Here is a 1,415-nt window from a genome sequence, read left to right on the forward strand (position 1 = left end):
CTGCCCTGTCCTGTAATGCCAGTCGGCAATGCTGGTTTCAGTCTGGAACGGATAGGCCTTAATTTCCTGTTCTATGATGGCCTCTGTGCTCTTAACCAGCGATCGGTCGGCCAATGGGAGCAACTCCGGGTTCTTTTGAAAGCTGTTGTACTGTCCTCCCACACCTTTGAGGTTTACTACCACATCCATTTTTCCCTTGTTCCAGTGCAAGGATTTGTTGTAGTAATTTGCAATTAATTGGGGAGCGAGAAAGCCAAGCCCCATCGTTACCCCTAAATCAACTTGTGAGTTTCCCGCATGTTCATCAAAGTAAATCACATCGGGATGATACTTGGTAATGGCATCGTCTACACGCCACATAAACTGATTGGCAAATGGTGAATGCAGTGGGTCATTTTTGTCGTGAATCTCGCCATATAAGTCCACTGGATTCATTCCTTCCCACCATTTTCCTTTGCCATCAGCCGTAGTTTGAAGCGCGTCGTATGGTACACCCGCCATTGGGCCCATTTTGTCACTGGTGTATCGCACAGTCATAAATTGGCCCCAAGTACGAGAGGGTGTATTGTGAAATCCTATGCCAAAACGCATCCCATGCTCACGTGCTTTCTTTTCCCAAATCCCGACAATGTCTTTTTTGGGGCCGATATTTACAGAATTCCAGGGCTGATACTTTGAATCGTAACAATCGAAATTGTCGTGATGACAACCCATCGCCATAAAGTAGCGTGCCCCCATCTCTACGTATAAATCCATTAACTCATCAGGATTCCATCGATCGGTTATCCAGTTGTGACAAATATCTTTGTAGCCATATTCAGACGGATGACCGAATTGTTCGAGATGGTACTGATACTGAGGGCTACCTTCCATATACATGCCTCGTGCGTACCAGTCGCCCTGCTCGGGCATAGACTGAGGGCTCCAATGCGACCAGGCTCCAAATTTTGCTTCACGCCACCATTGCGGCACCACATACATTCGACTCAACCCTTCCCAACTGGCAGGATAAGGACCTTCACTCACTGGTAGCGGTGGCAGGTTCCAGATATCCGGAACTTGTTCAGGGTGATTGTTCCCGGATAATGCGTTTTTTTTTGCTTGCTTAGGTTGAGCAAATAGTTGATTATTCAACGCCAATCCAAACAACACAATCAATCCAAAAATAAATCCTTTCATAATCCTGTGATCTTGGATGAAATAGAAATATTGAAACAAATGGGATTGGGGTGCTAAAACTTAAGTTCAACCTTGTGTCCGGTATAATTGACAACCCTGTCAAACTTCTCAACCTTTTCCATTCCGTTCGCTTTGTTTTTTCCGACGCGCACAATATGGAACTTTCTTTGTGTAAGCATGCCCGGAAACGAACCATTGCGGCCACTGATTGTAAGCACTTTTTTTGCATCATTCCA

At 45.4% G+C, this 1,415-nt stretch carries 2 protein-coding genes; both read right to left on the reverse strand.

All coding sequences use genetic code 11. From position 1 onward, the window contains the following. A partial coding sequence (locus B3Z75_RS00305) for an alpha-L-fucosidase (RefSeq protein WP_294066419.1) occupies window positions 1–1,179 on the reverse strand: 1,179 nt, incomplete at its 3' end. 53 nt (window positions 1,180–1,232) lie between these two features. Beyond that, window positions 1,233–1,415 (reverse strand): DUF5110 domain-containing protein (locus B3Z75_RS00310; RefSeq protein WP_294066420.1); only part of this gene is annotated, 183 nt, incomplete at its 5' end.

The sequence above is a fragment of the Proteiniphilum sp. UBA1028 genome (assembly GCF_002316955.1).
GTDB lineage: Bacteria > Bacteroidota > Bacteroidia > Bacteroidales > Dysgonomonadaceae > Proteiniphilum.